General features: G+C 42.8%; 15 protein-coding genes. 8 read left to right on the forward strand and 7 right to left on the reverse strand.

Going from position 1 to position 16,445, the window contains the following annotated elements:
- Positions 1-204: 204 nt before the first annotated feature.
- The 3 genes from pgl to pgi form a co-directional block, all read right to left on the reverse strand.
- Positions 205-915 (reverse strand): 6-phosphogluconolactonase, encoded by a 711-nt coding sequence (gene pgl / locus EXT48_RS10270; RefSeq protein ID WP_130164399.1) that lies wholly within the window; start codon positions 913-915, stop codon positions 205-207.
- The gene (gene zwf / locus EXT48_RS10275) at positions 915-2,384 is read right to left on the reverse strand and encodes a glucose-6-phosphate dehydrogenase (protein WP_017218883.1); all 1,470 of its coding nucleotides are present in this window, start codon (positions 2,382-2,384) and stop codon (positions 915-917) included. The genes pgl and zwf overlap by 1 nt, the downstream gene beginning before the upstream one ends.
- Before the next feature lie 285 nt (positions 2,385-2,669).
- Positions 2,670-4,316: a glucose-6-phosphate isomerase gene (pgi, locus tag EXT48_RS10280; RefSeq protein ID WP_130164400.1), complete on the reverse strand. Its 1,647-nt coding sequence runs from the start codon at positions 4,314-4,316 to the stop codon at positions 2,670-2,672.
- Between the two features lie 382 nt (positions 4,317-4,698).
- Between pgi and EXT48_RS10285 the strand changes: the two genes are divergently transcribed.
- Complete coding sequence (locus EXT48_RS10285; RefSeq protein ID WP_102056569.1) at positions 4,699-5,736, forward strand: LacI family DNA-binding transcriptional regulator; 1,038 nt, start codon at positions 4,699-4,701, stop codon at positions 5,734-5,736.
- Between the two features lie 47 nt (positions 5,737-5,783).
- Here EXT48_RS10285 and EXT48_RS10290 read toward each other — a convergent pair whose 3' ends face one another.
- Positions 5,784-6,851, reverse strand: coding sequence for an AI-2E family transporter (locus tag EXT48_RS10290; protein ID WP_045989076.1), 1,068 nt, complete (start codon positions 6,849-6,851; stop codon positions 5,784-5,786).
- Between the two features lie 309 nt (positions 6,852-7,160).
- Here EXT48_RS10290 and EXT48_RS10300 point away from each other — a divergent pair, with 309 nt between their 5' ends.
- The 5 genes from EXT48_RS10300 to EXT48_RS10320 all read left to right on the forward strand — a co-directional run bounded on the left by EXT48_RS10300 (position 7,161) and on the right by EXT48_RS10320 (position 10,743).
- On the forward strand, positions 7,161-7,826 hold the full coding sequence (locus EXT48_RS10300; protein ID WP_045989077.1) for a hypothetical protein: 666 nt from the start codon (positions 7,161-7,163) through the stop codon (positions 7,824-7,826).
- Position 7,827: 1 nt separating this feature from the next.
- Entirely contained in the window at positions 7,828-9,279 is a 1,452-nt protein-coding gene (locus EXT48_RS10305; RefSeq protein WP_130164401.1) for a M48 family metalloprotease, read from the forward strand.
- A gap of 131 nt (positions 9,280-9,410) precedes the next feature.
- The gene (arsC, locus tag EXT48_RS10310) at positions 9,411-9,758 is read left to right on the forward strand and encodes an arsenate reductase (glutaredoxin) (RefSeq protein ID WP_130164402.1); all 348 of its coding nucleotides are present in this window, start codon (positions 9,411-9,413) and stop codon (positions 9,756-9,758) included.
- Complete coding sequence (wrbA, locus tag EXT48_RS10315) at positions 9,758-10,309, forward strand: NAD(P)H:quinone oxidoreductase (protein WP_130164403.1); 552 nt, start codon at positions 9,758-9,760, stop codon at positions 10,307-10,309. The genes arsC and wrbA overlap by 1 nt, the downstream gene beginning before the upstream one ends.
- The gene (locus EXT48_RS10320) at positions 10,306-10,743 is read left to right on the forward strand and encodes a DUF2069 domain-containing protein (protein WP_045989079.1); all 438 of its coding nucleotides are present in this window, start codon (positions 10,306-10,308) and stop codon (positions 10,741-10,743) included. The genes wrbA and EXT48_RS10320 overlap by 4 nt, the downstream gene beginning before the upstream one ends.
- A 95-nt stretch (positions 10,744-10,838) precedes the next feature.
- Here EXT48_RS10320 and EXT48_RS10325 read toward each other — a convergent pair whose 3' ends face one another.
- The gene (locus EXT48_RS10325; RefSeq protein ID WP_130164404.1) at positions 10,839-12,173 is read right to left on the reverse strand and encodes an ankyrin repeat domain-containing protein; all 1,335 of its coding nucleotides are present in this window, start codon (positions 12,171-12,173) and stop codon (positions 10,839-10,841) included.
- Positions 12,174-12,318: 145 nt separating this feature from the next.
- On the opposite strand from EXT48_RS10325, the gene EXT48_RS10330 reads away from it, so the two are divergent.
- Positions 12,319-12,525, forward strand: a complete 207-nt coding sequence (locus tag EXT48_RS10330; RefSeq protein WP_039492319.1) for a DUF2897 family protein — start codon at positions 12,319-12,321, stop codon at positions 12,523-12,525.
- A 35-nt stretch (positions 12,526-12,560) separates the two neighbouring features.
- On the opposite strand, the gene EXT48_RS10335 is transcribed toward EXT48_RS10330, so the two are convergent.
- Positions 12,561-12,971, reverse strand: a complete 411-nt coding sequence (locus tag EXT48_RS10335; protein WP_130164405.1) for a hypothetical protein — start codon at positions 12,969-12,971, stop codon at positions 12,561-12,563.
- Positions 12,972-13,077: 106 nt separating this feature from the next.
- Positions 13,078-14,235, reverse strand: a complete 1,158-nt coding sequence (locus EXT48_RS10340) for an endonuclease/exonuclease/phosphatase family protein (RefSeq protein ID WP_130164406.1) — start codon at positions 14,233-14,235, stop codon at positions 13,078-13,080.
- Between the two features lie 167 nt (positions 14,236-14,402).
- Here EXT48_RS10340 and EXT48_RS10345 point away from each other — a divergent pair, with 167 nt between their 5' ends.
- A complete protein-coding gene (locus tag EXT48_RS10345; protein WP_130164407.1) occupies positions 14,403-16,421 on the forward strand; it encodes an ATP-binding protein in 2,019 nt (672 codons plus the stop codon).
- Positions 16,422-16,445: the final 24 nt, after the last annotated feature.

Genomic DNA, 16,445 nt, shown 5'->3' on the forward strand with positions numbered 1-16,445 from the left:
AAGTAAGAAGTAAGAAGTAAGAAGTAAGAAGTAAGAAGTAAGAAGTAAGAAGTAAGAAGTAAGAAGTAAGAAGTAAGAAGTAAGAAGTGTTGTCGCTCCGAGCTGAATGTCCAGAGATATTCAATCAGTTGACTCAAGTAATCAAGGTAAGGCCAGCTATCACGCCAGCCTTACATTTTACTATTTCTAGTAGATGCACTCGGGTTACGGGCACCAAAATACGGTCAAATTAATATCAGGGTGATTTAATACAGCGCGCAGTGGTACTTCATACTCTGAGCCGGGTTGTTTTGCCGCTTCATACACCGCCTTTTTTTCATCACCAGAGATCAATAAAACAGCCGCCTTAGAGTTAGCTATTCCCGCCAAAGACAAACTCATGCGCTCGGTGATCTCACCTGTCACTTCGCTTTGATGAGCATTAATTGCGCACACAGTGTTTGTGGTCGTTAACGCGTGCTCTAGGCCCTTTGCATTTGGAAATAAACTGGCGGTATGACCATCCGGCCCCATTCCTAAAATGGTTACATCAAACGGTTTTTTCAACGCTGCATAAGCAGACTCACATAAATCAGCGCCCTCTTCTGCTGACAATGCAGCATTCTTCATCGTCACAAATCGAGCATTTGCCGCTTTGTCTTGCAGTAATGTCGACTTGATAAATGCTTCGTTAGACTTTTCGTGTTCCGGTTCAACCCAACGTTCATCAACCATAGCAACCGTAATTTTGTCCCAGCCTAGTTCAACACCAGAAAGGTAACGATACGCTGGAGCCGGTGATGAACCACCAGATACTAACAGCACAGCTTCACCGTCCTGCTCAATACCTTGACTGAGCCCAGCTTGAAGTAGCTCTGCAAGCGCTGCTGTCATCTCGTCTTTGGAGCTGAAATTTCTTTCTGTTAACTGTGCCATTACGCTTGCTCTCCCGCGTTGAACCAAACATGTTTGTTTTCTTCTAGCAGTTCATCGGCGTCTTCAGGACCCCAAGAGCCAGCACGATAAAGTGACGGAGCCCCTTTACTCTGCCAACGCTCAATGATTGGATCAACCCACTGCCACGCTTGGCGCACTTCGTCACGGTGAATAAATAAAGCAGGGTTATTTGCAGCGGCGTCAAGCATTAAGCGCTTATATGCGTCTGAATGATAGCCATTGTTATACTTTTCACTCAATGAGATATTTAGCGTCACTGGCTCTAGTTGCATTTCAAGGTTATCTAGACGCTTAGACATTAGCGTTAACTGAATACTTTCTTCAGGTTGTAATCTTATTACCAGACGGTTTGGCTGAATTGGACCCGCCGCATCGCCATAAACATTGTGAGAAACAGGCTTGTACTCAACCACAATTTCAGCACAACGCTTTTTCATACGCTTCCCTGTTCTTAAATAGAAAGGCACGCCAGACCAACGCCAGTTATCAATGTGAGCACGAATAGCAACAAATGTTTCTGTTTTACTCGACCCTTCGCCCAACTCTTCTAGGTAGCCAGGTACCAGCTTACCTTCAAGGTCGCCTGGCACATATTGACCACGCACAACATTATTATCTACATCCGTGTCAATTAGCGGTCTAAGCGCTTCTAATACTTTAAGCTTTTCGGTGCGAATACTGTTAGCATTAAGTTTATGTGGTGACTCCATGGCAACCAAGCAAAGTAGTTGCAATAAGTGATTTTGCACCATATCACGAAGTGCACCCGCTTTGTCGTAGAAGCCAGCTCTGCTTTCAAGACCGACTGTTTCAGAGATACTGATCTGAATATTATCTATGGCTTTAGCATCCCATAAATTCTCGAACAGTGCGTTTGAGAATCTAAGTGCCATCAGGTTTTGAACCGTTTCTTTACCTAGATAATGATCGATACGGAATACTTGCTCTTCCGAGAAGAACTCACCGATTTTGGCATTAATTTCTTCTGCAGATTTGCCGCAATAACCAATAGGCTTTTCAACAACTACACGTGATTGCTCAGTGATTAGCCCTTTGATTGACAATAGCTCACAACAACGGCCATAAACCGCTGGAGGAAGTGACAAGTAGAATACACGAGACTTATCTTCCCCATCAGCCAAAATATTCTTTAGCGTATCCCAGTGTTCATCTTCTTCAGTAACGTTGACTACCACGGGCACTAAAAACTGTTCAAATGCGGACCAATCTTTCTTGTTGTATTCGCCTTTGCCAAGGTGAGTTTGTAATGCGATATGTGCCGTTTCGATAAATTCTTGTTGTTTGTTTTGTTCACGAACGGTCGGTAAGATGCGAGTGCCTTCAGGTAAGTTACCTTCTTGATATGCACGATACAAGGCAGGTAGGAGTTTGCGAAGTGCTAAATCGCCTCCCCCACCAAAAATTACGATGTCAAAAGGATTAAGCATAATTCACTCTCATTAGGTTAGGCGTGCACTACAAGCACGCAGTGTTTATTTGATTTGGAGCCACTCCAAAGCCTACCAAACTCATTGTGTAACGGGTGATGATTTCGATTACAATGCACTAGTAATATCAATTCGACTTAAGACCTGCTCAATTTGAGAGATTAAGTAAGTTGGTATAAATGAGTCTTAGAAACCTGTATTTCCTCTCACAAAAATACAGGTTCTAAGTACTCCAGCGCTACCCGTTCAAAGGTATTCTGTTTACTTCCAGTTCCACTCGAAGTATTAATTTGTTCTCTTTTGCTTGTAATAAGCGATTAGACCCGCCGTTGAGCTATCATGCGGGTTAGTAACGCCTTCTTGCGTTAGCTCGGCTTCAATATTTGAAGCAAGCCCTTTACCAAGCTCAACACCCCATTGGTCAAATGAACACACATCCAAAATAATACCTTGGCAGAAAATTTTGTGTTCATACAAGGCAATTAGTCGGCCCACAGCTTTTGCATCTACCTTATCTAAGATAAATGAAGAGGTTGGACGGTTACCTTGGTGTATTTTATGCGGGATCAACTTGTCGATTTCCGCATCCGACTTACCTTTAGCTGTTAAATCTTCACGAACCTGCTGTGCATCTACACCCGCCATCATCGCTTCCGTTTGCGCGAAGAAGTTAGACAGTAAAATATCGTGATGCTGGCCTACTTTGTTTTGCGGTTCAATCGAAGCAATAAAATCAGCCGGTACAATCACATTACCTTGGTGTAAACACTGATAAAAAGCATGCTGGCCATTTATCCCTGTCATGCCCCAAATAATTGGCACAGTCGTATAGTTTACCTGCTCTCCTGCAAAAGTAACATGCTTACCATTACTTTCCATTTCACCTTGTTGTAAATACGCAGGCAGCATATGAAGCGCCTGATCATAAGGCAAAATCGCTTGTGCTTGATACCCCAAGAAGCTGGTATTCCAAACACTGAGTAACGCCATCAACAGTGGAATATTGTCTTCGTTGTTTGCCGTTTTAAAGTGCTCATCAATTTCAAACGCACCTTCAAGTACTTCGACAAACTTATCGAAGCCTAAATAAAGTGCGATTGGTAATCCTATCGCGCTCCAAAGCGAGAAACGACCGCCAACCCAGTCCCACATCGTAAACACGTTGTCATCGCTAATACCAAACGCTCTGGTCTTCTCAAGGTTGGTGCTCACTGCAACAAAATGCTTGGCGATTGCCGCTCTATCGCTTGCAGCATTCAAAAACCACTCAACGGCAGTCTTTGCATTGGTCATGGTTTCAGAGGTTGTGAAAGTTTTTGATGACACAACAAACAGGGTTGTTTCTGCGTCCAAACCTTTTAGTACTGAAGCAATCTGTACACCGTCAACATTCGAAACATAATGCACGTTTAGCGTGTCATCTGCATACGCAGCAAGCGCATCAGTTACCATTTGCGGGCCTAAGTTAGATCCGCCAACGCCAATCGCAACCACATCTTTGACAGCTTTGCCTGTATACCCTTGCCACTCACCTGAACGAACTCGGTTACTAAATGCTTGTAGTTTTTCTAATTCTGCATTGACTTGTTCAGTAACGTTTACACCATCCACATAAATAGGTGTATTAGCTCGGTTACGCAGTGCTGTATGTAAAACAGCTCGGTCCTCAGTGATATTTATTTTTTCACCTGAGAACATCTTTTCTCGCCAAAGCGCAATATCACTCTCTTTTGCGAGCTGCATCATCTCAGAGAATGTTTGGTCATCAATGCGTTGCTTGGAAAAGTCGAACAATACACCTGAGATTTGACGAGAAAACTTTTCAAACCTTTGTGCATCGTTTGCAAACATCGTTTTTAAATGCTGTTGCTCTACTCGCTGCGCAGAACCACTGAGCTTTTGCCAACTATCCAAATCTACACGACCACCCATTACATATTCCCCTAAGACGTAAGTGATTGTTAGTTACCTTACTTTTCAGGTAGTAACAACAAAGAAACATTATTAAACAAGCACATTATGCCAAAATGACAACGCTGTCAAATCGCTTCTTTTCAATTTTACATTGCGAATAATAACCTAAAATAAAATTTTTGACACCGGTATCATTCATTTATTTCTGCGAATTGTAGTGCTAAATTCTGTACTTATTAGATAGACTAAGAAAAACAGATGATCCTTTTATTAAGCCGATGGTCGCCTTAGCGGCTAAATATCTCAGAAATTGGGCGCTAGCTTCTGCATACATAAAGCGCTACTATTCCTCTGTGCTTAATAATGATCGATACAGACCTGTAAATAGAAGAACAACTACATGAAAGTCACTATTAATGATGTTGCCAAGCTAGCTGGCGTATCTATGAAAACCGTATCGCGGGTAATCAATAAAGAACCTTCGGTTAGAAAAAAAACCTACGATCAAGTAATGCAGGCTGTCAAAGAGCTTAATTATCAGCCTAATATCGCTGCGAGAAACTTAGCTGGTACTTCTTCATTTGCAATTGGCTTGGTCTACGACAATCCCAATGCGTATTATGTCATTGATATGCAAAACGGGGTGTTATCTCGCTGTAGAGATGAAGGGTATGAGCTCGTCATCCACCCCTGTGAATCCAATTCGGAAAATATGGCCGAAGAATTCGTCACTATGATCAAACGCTCACGTCTTGCAGGTTTAGTCTTGACTCCTCCTCTATCCGAGCAACAATCCATTATTGATATGCTAGATGAGCTGGGCATACATTACGTGCGTCTACTTTCTGGTCGAGCGCAAGAAGCGAAAAATAGCGCAAATAACTGTATCTTTGTTGACGACTATGCTGCAGCCTATGAAATTACTGAGCATCTGATCCAACTTGGACATAAAAAAATTGCGTTTGTACTTGGGGATGAAGAACACAAATCAACGACGGAACGGTTAGCCGGATATCGCGATGCCCTAAAAGCACACGATATAAAACAAGACGATACACTGCTCTATCACGGTACTTACTCATTTGAATCCGGGGTAAAAGGCGCTAAAGCGCTGCTGGCCGATGGCAATCCAAACCAAATCACTGCAATTTTAGGTGGTAACGATGAGGTAGCCGCTGGAGCTTTATTTGCTGCGCGGCTGATGAATATAGAGATCCCGGGTCAATTGTCTATCAGTGGCTTCGAAGACTCTCCATTCTCCCGCCAAACTTGGCCAAAGCTTACGACTGCACATCAGGCTAACAACATTATTTCTGAACATGCTGCGCGTTTATTGTTTTCTAAAACACGGGGACATCGAAAAAATGATAAAGAAGTCTCACATGTGTTCACACCGAGTATGGTGGTTCGTGAAAGCACGGGTAGGATCACACAATAGCTATTTATTTAGTCGGCTCTTGAGCCGACTAACATCAAAAATTCTCACTATTTCGCCAACAGTTCTTCACTCTTACTCGACCATGCATTGATCAGCGCCTTGACCAGAGATGCAAGTGGAATCGCAAAGAATACCCCCCAAAAACCCCATAAACCACCAAAAAATAGCACTGCAACAATGATATAAACAGGGTTAAGATCCACTGCTTCTGAAAACAATAACGGCACTAAAACATTACCATCTAATGCTTGAATAATGCCGTACGCGATGAGAATAGTCCAAAATTCTGGCGCTAGACCAAATTGAAACAAAGCAACTGCGGCAACGGGTAAGGTAACGAGTGCAGCACCAATAAATGGGATAAGTACAGAGAGCCCAACCAACGTCCCCAGTAGTGCGGCATAACGTAAATCCAAAATGGAAAAGGTCACAAAGCTCACTACACCAACGATAACAATCTCAAAAACTTTACCACGAATATAATTCATGATTTGTTGGTCCATCTCATGCCACACTTGTGAAATGAGCTTTCTGTCCTTGGGTATAATTTTTGACACTCCAGATGTAAGCTCTGACTTGTCTTTCAACATGAAAAAAGCAAGCAGCGGCACTAAGACTAAATAAATCATCCAAGCGACAACGTCTTTTAATGAAGTTAATGAGGCTGACACAATGACTTCGCCAAGCTCTAACAGTTTGCTTTCCACAGAACTCACAATTGCCTGTACCTGAGTTGTAGAGATCAGCGTCGGATAGTATTCAGGTAAATGTAAAAGGAAGTCCTTACCCTCTTCGACCATGGTTGGACTTTCTTGGAGCAGGTTACTTAACTGTTGCCACAAAACGGGAACGATACCAAATACCAGCCCCAAAGCGACCCCCACAAATACCGCCATTACCACTACTGCTGATAACATCCTACTGCCAGTCACTCGGGTAAGCTTGTTCACTGGCCATTCTAGTAAATAAGCTATGACAATTGCGACCAGTACCGGCATGACATAACTGCCAAAAAAGTACAGCAAAGCAACCGTAGCAACTAGCATCAGCAATAGAGTAACGGAATGTGGATCTGAAAACTTTTTGATATACCACGCTTTTACTAACTCAAACATCCATGATCTCCAAACACACTTCACCGCTTTCAATTTCAATAATTTGGTAACTCACCGAGTTACCATCCAAATATTTTTTTATGTCTAACAAGCTTTGATCCTGACTCATCAGCAACTTTAGTTTGCCTAGAGTATAGTCATGGCGCTTTAACCGCCACTTAAACTGAACAAATAATGCGGGACAGGTAAATTCTCGCAAATCATGCACAAATTTTGTTGTCTTGTCTCCACACAAATCACTCAATGCGGTAGCCCTCAAGGCGTTGATGGTTTATTCTTAATAGCATACTCTACTTCTTGGGAATCTTAATGCCAGGCGTTAATAATAAGGCCCGATTGCCAGCCAATCCAACACTAAAAGAAATAAATTGGTACAAAAAGCAAATTAATTGGGGTGAACTTCCGCCTTTTTATCACCTTGTCGCCTCAGCGGTAAGTGAATGTGAAGGTCTGCTCCATCACGGCTTTGATAATGCGGTAAAGCGTTTACTAGATAAGCGAAACTGGAATATAGAACTGTTAGGTGGTTATGAAGATGACAGTGGCATAATTCACTGTGACAATAAACCTCAAATAGCATTACATCAAGCATTTACTGATAGAGGCTTTGAGCTTTGGGCTTACCCAATAGCCAAAGGCACCAAGATTGATGCCTATGTTAAAGATAATCGTTTTTTAGAATTCCGAGTGTGGGATCCGCACACGATGAAAAACTTACTGCGCATCAACCAGCTCCATAAATTCATTGCGTTTTACTTTGAACGTGGTGATATAGCCGACAAAGCTTTAATACTTCATGCGCACAAAGTGCTACATATGACAGTGACGTTTTTGCAAAAAGAATTGAACATCACAGGTGTTGATGGGGTCTCAATAAAAGATTTTTACCAACTTTGCGAAAAAGATGCTCGAGCATGCAATGATGAAGTCGACTTAGCTAGGATCATGCTCGGAGAAGACCTTAAAAGGGATTAAAATGCGGTTAAAACCCCTATTAAATTCAATCGTTTTAACATTTGTGCTCGCTGCATCAAGCAGCGCTATTGCACAAACAGAGCTGAAACTACCAGATTTAGGCACTTCAGCTCTCCAAGTACTACCTATTGAAAAAGAGCAAGCGATCGGCGAAGTCATGATGATGCAGCTACGCTCGCGCTCCCCTGTGGTTGGCGATCCGGTACTTGAAGAGTACTTAACTAGCCTGGGCAATCGCCTCGTCGCCAATGCTAATGACGTACGCTTTCCATTTACCTTTTTTTGGATAAATAACAAAGATATTAATGCCTTCGCTTTTTACGGAGGCCACGTTGGTGTACATACGGGACTCATTGCGCAATCCGATAACGAGAGTCAGTTAGCATCCGTTATTGGCCACGAAATTGCGCACGTTACCCAACGTCATTTAGCACGCCGCGTACAAAACGCAAAAGACAACAGCGCCTTGACCATAGCGGGGCTTATTACTGGCATTTTAGCAACCGTTGTTGCCCCAGATGCGGGTATCGCCATTTTATCCGCAAGCCAGACCCAGTCGTCATTGAACCAACTAACGCATAGCCGAAAAGCGGAGCAAGAAGCCGACCGATTTGGTATGAATACACTACATAAAGCAGGCTTTGACCCCTATGCGGCCAGTGAATTTTTAACTAAGCTCTCGGATCAAATTCGCTTTAAAAATAAACCACCCGCATTTTTGCTTACGCACCCGTTACCCGACAGTCGAGTATCGGACGTTAGGCTTAGAGCACAACAATTCGAGAAAAAGCATTACCCCTCAAGCCTTTCCTACGCGTTAGCTAAAAGCCGTGTGCTTGCACGATACTATTATTCAGAAGATGCTGGAGAAGCATTTTTCAGAAACGCGCTAAAACACTCAGCAGAGCTCGACAAGCGCGCTCTACAATACGGATTAGCAATCACGTTACTCGACCAAAAAAAATACAAGGAAGCTGGTAAACTATTGGATGAGTTGTTAGAAAAGGATCCGAATAACCTGTTTTATCTTGATGTGTATACCGATTATTTAATTGCGACAGAGCATTCTGGCAAAGCCGTTGAGATGCTTCAGGCCCAGCATCAATTTAGGCCCAATAACCAAGTTATCACGCTGAATTATGCTAATGCCGCCATAAAAGCAAAACAGTATGAAGTTGCTGAGCAATTGCTCAAGATCTTTTTGCTTGAGAAACCGGATCATATTCTCGCCCGCGATTTACTCACACAAACCTACGAAGCCCAAGAAAACAAGGCTGCGTATCATGAGTCAAAAGCCGGGGTTTACGCACAATATGGCGCATTTACTAAAGCTGCGGATGAAGTCCAGCGTGCACTCAATCATGTCGAAGATAACGAAGATATCAAACGTACCAGATTAAAAGCGCTACTTAGCCAATACCGTAATATGCAAAAAGAAATCGCTAAGCTATAAAGCTTAGCGATTGCTTACGGCTTCAGTTTAATGGGTATTTAAGCCAATTTTCTTGCACATCACTTTTCGTCCTCACGACATTAAGCTATGATCCGTTCACATTACGAATTAGAGCAAAATAGAGCGAAATCATGTCAGTAGAAATCTATCACAACCCGCGTTGTTCAAAGTCACGTGAAACCCTAGCTTTACTAGAGTCCAATGGCGTTAATCCTACCGTTATTGAATACCTCAAGACGCCAATCGATAGTGACACTTTGGCTAATTTACTGTCTAAGCTTGGATTTAGTTCTGCTCATCAGCTTGTACGTAGCAAAGAAACGCTCTACAAAGAGCTTGGACTATCGAAAGAGTCGGATGAAGCGACACTGCGCACTGCCATGCTTGAAAACCCTAAACTGATTGAGCGTCCTATCGTTGTTAAAGGTGATAAGGCGGCGATTGGCAGGCCTCCAGAGTCGGTGCTTGATATCCTGTAATGAGTAAAATTCTTATTTTATACCACTCTAGTCATGGCTCTGTGGCAAATATGGCGCACGAATTTGCAGACACCATAGTGTCACAAGGTGGTGAAGCTGTAGTACGCGTATTTGAGAAACGCCAAGACCATGATGTGGTCGTAACAAAGCAAGACTTAATATCCTGTGACGGTTTGGCGTTTGGCACTCCAACACGCTTTGGTATGATGGCGGCTCAAGCGAAAGCGTTTTGGGAAACCACCAGCGATCTGTGGCTTAAAGGCGCGCTCATCGATAAACCAGCCTGCGTATTTTCTTCTTCAAGCAGTATGCACGGTGGCAACGAGGCTACTCTACTCAACCTCTCCTTACCGTTATTACACCACGGCATGATGTTGTTAGGTATCCCCTATGATGTTCCAGAGCTTTTGGCAACCGAAATGGGCGGAACGCCTTACGGTGCAACACATGTTGCGGGCAGCCAAAACAATACTTCTCTCACTCAAACAGAAATCAAAATTTGTCGTGCAGCAGCGAGTCGACTGCTACGCGTCGCGGAAAAGTTAACATGAATGAAATTGCAAAAAAGCCCATCACTAGACGCTTTCAACTCTGTGCGCTAGTTGGATATTTTGGTCTCCTGATCCTGATGCCACTGTGGCTCTTTGTGCTTGCACCAAGAGAAGGTTACAGCTTGGGCTTTGTCTTTGTGGTGTACGTTTTACCTTTATTACTCCCGCTTAAAGGTATTTTACAGGATAAGCCATACACTTATGCGTGGGCAAACTTTATCGTGATGTTTTATTTTATCCACGGCTTTACCCTGTTGTGGACATCTCCTGACGAGCTAGTGTTAGTCCTGCTTGAGATTGGCTTTGCAACATCCATGTTTATTGGTTGCACTTACTATGCAAGACACAGAGGCCAAGAGTTAGGATTGAAGATCCGCAAGTTAAAAGAAGACCTTGCCGACGAAAAGGCAGCTCACGAACATAAAGAGTCATAATCTCGCTTGCGTAACTCCATTAAAAAAGCGCAGTCTTCAATGAAGTAGCTGCGCTTTTTTCGTATTCATGCCTTGGTATTATTCGATATGGTAAGCTACTGCAACGAGAGTACGGCTATCAACACCAATACTGAAAACAATACCTGCACACCAATACTGAGCCAAGCTAACGCATTTACCCCGATGAGTGACCAAGGTGTTGAGCTGCTCGGATAGAGGGGATTACTGCGTTTTCGTCTCGCAAAAACAAAAATTGCGATAGAAGCAGCCGTAGTGACAAGTGTTGCAATGGTTTTTTCATCAACCTCATCAGTAAAAAATAAAAATAACTGAAGTGGTAGCAAAATCGCAGCAAAGGCATAAAGAATATGGACGGTTTTTATTTTTTGATACTTTGCTTCGTTAGAAAGCTCGATAATACCGCGCTGTTCAAATGTTTGCTTAGAAGTAAGTGCCTGATTTTTCATAGCAACACGGTAAGGGGTGTCGCCATGAATATCCGCAAGCGTCGGGTCATCACCATGTTCAAAAATCATTTCGATCATAGCAGCAGAGTTCGATGCCGCCGCATAATGCATTAAGTTCCTGCCCGATTCGTCCAACTCATTTACTTTATGGTGCGGCAACATGGTTTCAACTGCACTCACAAAACCATTTTCAACCGCTAACATAATGGCAGAGCGCCCGTTGCTATCTCTTGCCGTTCCTTTCGCGCCCTGCGTTACCAGCGTAATAATAGCTGATTGCTTCACCTGTTGCTGGGTTAGCTGGAACAATAGCGCTTGTTCCAAAAGACCCGTCACTTCATCTTTGTCACACATAGCGCAAAGCAGCTCAAAGGTCTGCTGTCCATCCAGCAAACTATCCGTTGCTAGTTTAGCAGTAGCGGCTCGGTCAAGCAGACAAGTATCAATATGAGTCAATAGTACCGTCTGTGTTGCCTCCGAGCTGTTGCACCACAGAGCAACAATTTCTTTCGCGCTAAACTTAAGTCCTTTCTCCAATAGCCATATCAGCGTCTTTTCATAATTTTTGTCATAGAGCAACTCTACAAACGATAAACTTTGCTCTTGTACCTGAGCTTGAATGTTAGAGTACTGACCAAGACGCTGAATAAGAGTTTTTATTAGCTCATCCTGATCAGTATCATTTTCCTCAATGTGTTGAATTACGCTATTAACGTATTGACGCTGTTTATCGTCATAGTCATCAATATGCTGAAAATAACAAGCTTCGAACGGCTCTAGCGGTCGTAGCCAAGCGAGGTAAAATAAAGGAGGTAGAACAGTGGTCGTTACGCCCTGCTCATCTTTCATTTGTTGGCAATTCGGCCATGCCTCTATGGCATCTAGAATGTAAGCACCGTTTTGTTCGATTAACCCCTTTAACAGCATGGGATACTGGGCAGGCCAAATTAACACTTGTTCCATGAATGCGCTATTATCCTCAGAATGTAAATATATGCAGCATAATTATCGCGAAATGACTAGGTGGTGAATAATATCAACAGTCGCGCTAAAATGCTCACCTATTTCAGGACAAATTTAAAAAATAGGGCTTTTTTGAGGAGCTAGAATGGGCAATCAATTAGAAACATGGCAAGTGATCTTGATCATTGCTGGTGTGTTAGGGGTGATTTGGAGCAATATTGCGTTGTTAAAATATTCCGCCAAATTTGAAATGAAAAAGAAAATAGACGAGCAAACGGCGCCTTTTGACAAAGATAAGGTAACGCCCAAAAACAACACGCCTCAAAATAATCCAAAAAAGGATGAAGATTGAAGCATGTTGCGACGTTAGACGTGCTGACTAATCATTCATCCACATTTGAAATTTAATCGCACATCATAAGGATTACCGAGCGCACCATCGGCTATTCCTCCACCTATGGTCATTGCAGCCCCTGCATCATCGACACTATTTCGACCAAAAATCCACATCGCCATACCAGCAGCCTCAACGGCGTTAGCTACGCCTTTTTGCGTGATATAAGTACTCTCAGGCGTATCGCTGTTATAAATAATATCTAGATCCACAACATACGCGACCATATCGGCTTGTTTGCAATAGTGCTTGGCCTGCTTTAATGCTTCTTTACTACCCGCATCACGGCTGTCGGAAAATAACATAATATTATGCACACCATCAGACGATGGACGCACATCATCATGATGAGCACACCCGGATAACCAAACCGCTAAACCAACACTTAATAGAATTCTTTTCATCACACTCTCCTATTCATTAAGCGCAAGCTTAGGGGTTATTTCGGTTTAGTTCCGTTAGTCATTGTTTAAATTTGTAATAAGCGACACAATTGACCAATCACAGCGGTCATTTAACTTCCACGTCTACCCAAACTAAACGGTGATCGGAGCTGGCATGACGACTTTCCACTAAACGGAATAATTCATCTTCTTTGCTTGGCCAGAAAACCCCGCTGCTAAGTACTCGAAAACCGAACTTGGATGGCAATACGTAATCTACACGAGCCCCCCAATGTGCGGTATAACTGCGACTCTCACTTTCCTTGCTATGTTCACTTCCCCCTCTGCTTTTTGGCGTAAAGTTCGAGAATACTTTAGGATTATCTAATAATTGTTCTATCACGCCTAGTCTATGTTTATCGCCTTTATCAGCAGCGTTTAAATCACCGACGATGATAAATCGTGTATCATTTTTAAGGCCACCTTTAACACCATTGTCATCATAAATGTACTGGCTACGTTTAGGGTCGATATAATCAGCCATTAAGCGGATCTCATCGTGATTTCTGTTGCCATTCCTATCCTCTTCACCATCAAAGACAGGAGGCGTTGGGTGCATAGCCAGCAGGTGAAATAATTTACCGTTCACTTCAATTGGCAGATCCCAGTGAGATTTTGAGCTTAGCCTCAAGCTTTGCCACTCTTGCTCACTATACCAAGGCTGTCTCGTCGTCGGATCTATTGTCACCATATGGTTTGGCATATCTTTCCAAAGAAATGCCTGCAGAGTTCGGGCCTGCTCTTTTTTAATCGGATACTTTGACAGCACAACCATCCCATATTGCCCCTCATATAGCCCAAACCCTTGGGCATCACCGCCATAGTTAGATTGCTTACCGTCATTATCTAAATCAAACGGTGTTGGTAATCCAGTATTGACTGGCGCAATATAAAAGTAAGGGTACGATATCGGCTGCTGATCCGCTTGAGGTTGTGCTAGATAGTTATTTACAAATGCCTGTACACCTTTATTTGGTTCAGCGATGTAATCAAATTCATTAAGTAGAATCACATCTGGACGAACACGCTGAATGATTTCTGCAATATTCTTGATTTGTTGATGTTGACCATTTTGTAGCAACTTACTGAGCTTTTGAGAGTCCAGTGCTTGCCCTTTTTGTTGATAGTTCGTTGCTTCCATACTGACATTAAAGGTAGCAACACGAAGTGTTTGTGCACTCACGACCGTTGTCATTAATAAAAAAAGTAGACCTACGTATTTCATAGACTTGCCTTAAAAAATTGTGATAAATCCCGCGATGACTATTTTATTCATAATCCTTTGAAAAACGGAAATTATCTCGACAGACTCAAACGATTTAATGTTGGCAAGTTAGCAAAGAGCGGTTAAAGTTAAATGATTAACTGCCTTGTACTGCCAATGTGAAATTTGTGAGTATTTTAAAACGATTACACCTCATCACCACAAACCAAGACACCACATTTGAAGAAAAAGTGACGGCGCTGCTGACTCTTGGCCTCGATGTATTTGAGCTTGATATTGCAATCGTCAGTGAAATCCAAGCTGATGTATACACAGTAAGGCATGTGATCACTCCAGATAATTCTTTGTTAGTAGGTACGGATTTTGAACTGGCAAACACCTATTGCTGGCACACTTTACAAGCTGACAGCGCACTGTCTTTTCATCACGCTGGTACCAGCGAAATTGCCACTCACCCTTGCTACGCAAACTTTGGCCTAGAAAGCTACATTGGTGCGCCGATTATTGTTGATGGTAAACGCTATGGTACCGTCAACTTTTCCGCATCAAGCGCCAAAGCCCAAGCGTTCAGTCAAGAACACTTAGATTATGTGAGTTTATTAGGTCAATGGATTGGTGTTGAAATTTCTCGGCAAAAGGCGTTAAAAAAAATACAACACCGATCACAAGCATTAGCAGCGATGAGTCGTCTTGCTGATATTGGCTCATGGGAAGTCGACTTTAAAAAGAACAAAGTGTATTGGAGCCAACAAACGCGACTCATTCATGGCGTTGATGATAACTTTACACCAACACTCGACAATGCCATCAGCTTCTACAAACCCGGCGTTCACCAAGGAAACATTAAACAAGCCATAGACGACGCCATCACCTCCAAAACCAAATGGGACATAGAATCCATTATTATTGATGCCAACGGCAACGAAAAGTGGGTCGCCTCTCACGGTCAAGGTGAATATGAAAATGGCGAATGCGTTCGGGTTTTTGGAGCAATTCAAGATATTGATGAACAAGTCAAAATGCGTATTGCATTAGAGCAAAAGCGCGAAGAAGCGGAGCAACTTCTTAAGACCCGGAGTGAATTTATCGCCAAAATCAGCCATGAATTAAGAACCCCGCTGAATGGTTTAGTCGGTATGCTTCATGCGTGCAAAAAAGAAACCGACATAAAAGAAATCAAGAGTAACCTGAGCGTCGCGGTCAACAGTGCAGATATGTTGATCACATTGATAAACGATGTATTAGACTTCAGTAAGTTAAATAGTAACAACCTGAAGCTAGACAATACCGCATTTGATCTCCATCAGCTAGTCGAACAGGTAGTAGGTCTATACAGTCCAGCCTGTCGCGAAAAAGGGCTTGCAATCAACTTCCATATTCATAATCAAGGCACAAATTGGCTCTATTCAGATCCGACTCGAGTTAAACAAATTATTGCAAACCTCGTGAGTAACGCCGTCAAATTTACACCAACGGGTAGTATCGATATTTATGCCGACGTGCTGGGAAGTGAAACTTCACCGTTGCTACAATTAAGTGTCTCAGATACAGGCATTGGGATTGCTAAGACCAATCAAGTGCATCTTTTTCAGCCATTTAGCCAAGGCGATGCCAGTGTAAGTCGGCATTTTGGTGGTACTGGTCTTGGCCTTTCAATCGTATTTGAACTTTGTAATTTGTTGCAAGGCGAAGTACAGGTAGAAAGTGAGTTGGGTAAAGGAAGTACCTTTATCGTTACCTTCCCAATAGAATTTGCAGACGAGGCCGACGACGTACAAGCGCAAAAGGCTGAAGAGCAGCGTATTTCCTTATCAGAATGTAAAATCCTGCTTGTAGATGATAATCAAATCAACGTACTGGTGATGGAAAAGTTACTGAATCAGTTTGGTGCAACGCACATCGACAAAGTTTATAACGGCGAGCAAGCCGTAAAATCATGCCAAGACAAAGCTTTTGATATTGTTTTTATGGATTGCGTCATGCCGATTATGGATGGCTTTGAAGCCACTCGCAGTATTCGTCGGCTTGAAAAAGATAAACGCCAAGGACCACATATTATTGCGTTGACCGCCAATACTTCTGAGTCCGATAAGGCAGCCTGTTATGAGGCCGGCATGAATAACTTTCTGTCTAAGCCTATTCAGCTTGACGCACTAAGAGGCGCGCTTGAGCCCTTCACGCAATAAAAAAGGAGCTTGACCTAGCTCCTT

It is taken from the genome of Pseudoalteromonas sp. CO348 (genome assembly GCF_004208845.1).
GTDB classification, from domain to species: domain Bacteria; phylum Pseudomonadota; class Gammaproteobacteria; order Enterobacterales; family Alteromonadaceae; genus Pseudoalteromonas; species Pseudoalteromonas maricaloris.

Bases quoted from the DNA above. Each gene is read 5' to 3' on its own strand.
- EXT48_RS10340 (WP_130164406.1), bottom strand. From the start codon at position 14,235: ATGAAATACGTAGGTCTACTTTTTTTATTAATGACAACGGTCGTGAGT.
- EXT48_RS10330 (WP_039492319.1), top strand. From the start codon at position 12,319: ATGGGCAATCAATTAGAAACATGGCAAGTGATCTTGATCATTGCTGGT.
- zwf (WP_017218883.1), bottom strand. From the start codon at position 2,384: ATGCTTAATCCTTTTGACATCGTAATTTTTGGTGGGGGAGGCGATTTA.
- EXT48_RS10290 (WP_045989076.1), bottom strand. From the start codon at position 6,851: ATGTTTGAGTTAGTAAAAGCGTGGTATATCAAAAAGTTTTCAGATCCA.
- EXT48_RS10285 (WP_102056569.1), top strand. From the start codon at position 4,699: ATGAAAGTCACTATTAATGATGTTGCCAAGCTAGCTGGCGTATCTATG.
- EXT48_RS10300 (WP_045989077.1), top strand. From the start codon at position 7,161: ATGCCAGGCGTTAATAATAAGGCCCGATTGCCAGCCAATCCAACACTA.
- arsC (WP_130164402.1), top strand. From the start codon at position 9,411: ATGTCAGTAGAAATCTATCACAACCCGCGTTGTTCAAAGTCACGTGAA.
- EXT48_RS10320 (WP_045989079.1), top strand. From the start codon at position 10,306: ATGAATGAAATTGCAAAAAAGCCCATCACTAGACGCTTTCAACTCTGT.
- pgl (WP_130164399.1), bottom strand. From the start codon at position 915: ATGGCACAGTTAACAGAAAGAAATTTCAGCTCCAAAGACGAGATGACA.
- wrbA (WP_130164403.1), top strand. From the start codon at position 9,758: ATGAGTAAAATTCTTATTTTATACCACTCTAGTCATGGCTCTGTGGCA.
- EXT48_RS10305 (WP_130164401.1), top strand. From the start codon at position 7,828: ATGCGGTTAAAACCCCTATTAAATTCAATCGTTTTAACATTTGTGCTC.
- pgi (WP_130164400.1), bottom strand. From the start codon at position 4,316: ATGGGTGGTCGTGTAGATTTGGATAGTTGGCAAAAGCTCAGTGGTTCT.
- EXT48_RS10325 (WP_130164404.1), bottom strand. From the start codon at position 12,173: ATGGAACAAGTGTTAATTTGGCCTGCCCAGTATCCCATGCTGTTAAAG.
- EXT48_RS10335 (WP_130164405.1), bottom strand. From the start codon at position 12,971: ATGAAAAGAATTCTATTAAGTGTTGGTTTAGCGGTTTGGTTATCCGGG.